General features: G+C 55.7%; 3 protein-coding genes and 1 pseudogene. 3 read left to right on the forward strand and 1 reads right to left on the reverse strand.

Annotated elements, in window-relative coordinates; all coding sequences use genetic code 11:
* On the forward strand, positions 1-531 hold a 531-nt coding region (locus ABIE20_RS27590; protein WP_429508726.1), incomplete at its 5' end, for a DUF4113 domain-containing protein.
* Between the two features lie 674 nt (positions 532-1,205).
* On the opposite strand, the pseudogene ABIE20_RS27595 reads toward ABIE20_RS27590, so the two are convergent.
* Positions 1,206-1,559, reverse strand: a pseudogene (locus tag ABIE20_RS27595) (site-specific integrase); the annotation flags it as partial.
* A gap of 92 nt (positions 1,560-1,651) precedes the next feature.
* Here ABIE20_RS27595 and ABIE20_RS27600 point away from each other — a divergent pair.
* Together ABIE20_RS27600 and ABIE20_RS27605 are read left to right on the forward strand one after the other, a co-directional pair.
* Positions 1,652-2,119, forward strand: coding sequence for an anti-virulence regulator CigR family protein (locus ABIE20_RS27600; RefSeq protein WP_429508727.1), 468 nt, complete (start codon positions 1,652-1,654; stop codon positions 2,117-2,119).
* 280 nt (positions 2,120-2,399) lie between these two features.
* Positions 2,400-2,779: LexA family protein (locus ABIE20_RS27605; protein WP_429508729.1), on the forward strand; the 380-nt coding region annotated here is incomplete at its 3' end.

The following is a 2,779-nucleotide window of genomic DNA, read 5'->3' on the forward strand; positions in this document are numbered from 1 at the left end:
TGCTGTAGCCGGATGTTTGGCAAGCGGCTCAAGGAACTACCCCCGATTAAGGAAGCGCTAGCCACCTACATGATGCGGGCGTCGGAAAAGCTGCGAGCCCAGGGTTCTGTCTGCAAGAAGCTGCGCGTCAGTATCCGCACCGGTATGTTCAATCCCGATGAGGCCAAGTACGCCAATGGCGTGGTCGTCGATCTGCCATATCCCACCGATGACGTGCGACTGCTCACAAAGGCTGCGGTCGACGCGCTTGATCGAGTGTTTCGACCAGGCTTCAATTACAGCAAGGCCGAGGTGTTGCTGCTGAATCTCTGCCAGCGCGGTGAGTACACCGACGACTTGTTCGCCGCAGCGCAGCCTGCCGAGGCGACCAGGGTGATGGCGGTGCTCGACCAGATCAATGAGCGGTGGGGCAGGGGAACACTGCGAGCAGCGAGCGTGCCGGCGAACCCAGACTGGGGGATGCGCCGAGAGATGATGAGCCAAAGCTTCACGACCAGGCTGGATCAGCTATGGAAAGTCGCGTGTGAATGAAGCCTTGGGAAGGAATCAAGACGGTCCCGAAACCAGCACTACGCCTTTGCACACCACCTCGGATATGGACCGAGTCAGCGAGCCTTTAGCCCAAGGTAGCGCATCCCTATCTGCCCGGATGTTCTCGAGGTCAGCCAGGGAGTTGCTTGATCCCATGTACAAGGACTTGCGGTTCGCACAGTCAAATTGGCGTTTGGTATAGCTGGCTCCAGTGATGCCTTCGCGCTTCGTGATGACCTCAATACCCAATCCGGCGTTTTGGACGCTGATAATTGAGTATTTGGCATCAGGGTCGGCGGGCGCCGAGATTGAGCCTGCTAGCGCCGACGGGCCGATGACCATTATCGACCAAAAGGCTATGTGCTTCCCTTTCATTCCGGATACCTCTTCCTTGGAACCGAGCGAACAATTTACGGTAGTGCACATTTCAGGGATGTGAAGGGGGTAGGTCAGAAAGGTGACGAGCAGTAAGGGAAGGGGAATTGTGATCGGTCGGCAGGACGCCGGAGGAGGGAGTGATGCTGATACCAATTTTGATACCAATGGGTACGTTTGGGTGGGGGGCGATGGGGGATTTCGCCCAATAAAATCAACGCATTGGCACCCGCTAACACCCATACAGGACTGCATGGTGATGTTAGCGGTGGAGATCAAAGGGCTTACCTATCAATAGCTTATGTGACGTCTTCGCAGCTGCGGACCAATTTCGGACCAATCTGGAGCTTTTCCAGCTCCTGCCAGTCATTGGACGAGTTTACCCAGCGTGCACACGCCGATTAGAGCATCTGCACGCTATGCCCGAGCTGTTGGGCGATAAATGCGGGGTTGAGGCCAGACATTAAGCATATTGTCGCATAGGTGTGACGGCAGTTGTATGGCCGCCGGTAGCCGATCCCCAATTCCTTGAGGATTGGCCGCCATTGCTGATGCAGATCGCAGGTTTGCTGCACACGTACTGCGTTTTTTGACGGTGGGAAGATGTACGGCGTCTCAGTCACCTTCCCTTTGTCCAGCCTGCGCCGCTTCGCTCCGTGGCCGGATGCGGCATGAGGGTAAGTGAACTTTTTTGTGCAGCGTCATCTACATTGGAGGGGGAGATCCCCTTTCTGAGAGTACGGCCATGCTCAAATCGAACACATTGATCTCATTGCTTGCAAGCCTTGTTTTAATCACAGGCTCGGTCGGCGCATTCGCTGACCCCGGTAATGGAAAAGGGCAAGGCAATGGAAAGGGTAACGCTCAAAATTCTCAAGGCCACGGCAACCAAGGTAGCGGGGCGAAGGGAAAGAGTTCAGGCCAAAATAGCTGGGATCACGGGCCGAATGTTGATCGCGGTAGCGTCCTGAACGTACTGAACAGCTACCACAATTACTGGAGTCCGGGTCCAGCATTACCGCCTGGCATCCAGAAGAACCTGGCACGCGGAAAACCACTCCCTCCTGGCATTGCCAAAAAGCTCGACGGGAGACTTCTTGGCCATCTACCGCGCTACGATGGCTATGAGTGGCAACAAGCTGGAACAGACCTAATTCTCGTTGCTATTGCCACCGGCATAATCTACGAAGTGATAAATGGGGCGCTGGATTAGGTTTGGGGGGCCAATAACCTCATCCCCTCGGGTCCTGCTGAATATCAGCATGCTCTTCCGGTCGAAGGCCAGGGATGACCATTAGTAGACGCTAAGCAACCTATCCCACCTCCTGCACGACATCAGACGATTCTCAGCGCTCACCCGAAACCACTTGAATACCCCCGATGGCTCATCCAAGTTCAAATTCCCGCCTGTCAGAAAATTCTCACGTAGAAATTGACCGCAAGGCTTTCTGAAAGTTAACTGTATATTTGTACAGTATCGGAAATCGTGCGTCATGAGCTACTCAATCATAGGCCCCATTGCTGAAGGCGGCCTGCAACTCCCGTTGTGCTCCTCTCAGGTTCCTGCCGGATTTCCCTCGCCGGCGGCAGACCATATCGAGGCGCACATCTCCCTGGATGAGGTATTGAACATCAGGGCTCCGCACGTCTATCTGGTGTCGATCACCGGCGAGAGTATGCAGGGGGCCGGGATCTTCGAGGGGGATCTGGCGATCGTCGACCGCTCGCTGGAGCCTGCTCACGGTCATATCGTCGTAGCGCTCTTGAACAACGACCCCGTATGCAAGCGGCTGTGCATCCGCGGCAAGGACGTGATCCTGCTGTCCGAGAACCCGAAGTACCCGCCGCGTTACGTGCTGGAGGGCGATGAGCT

Origin of the sequence: Pseudomonas sp. 2835 (assembly GCF_050435905.1) — a bacterium.
Taxonomy (GTDB): Bacteria; Pseudomonadota; Gammaproteobacteria; order Pseudomonadales; family Pseudomonadaceae; genus Aquipseudomonas.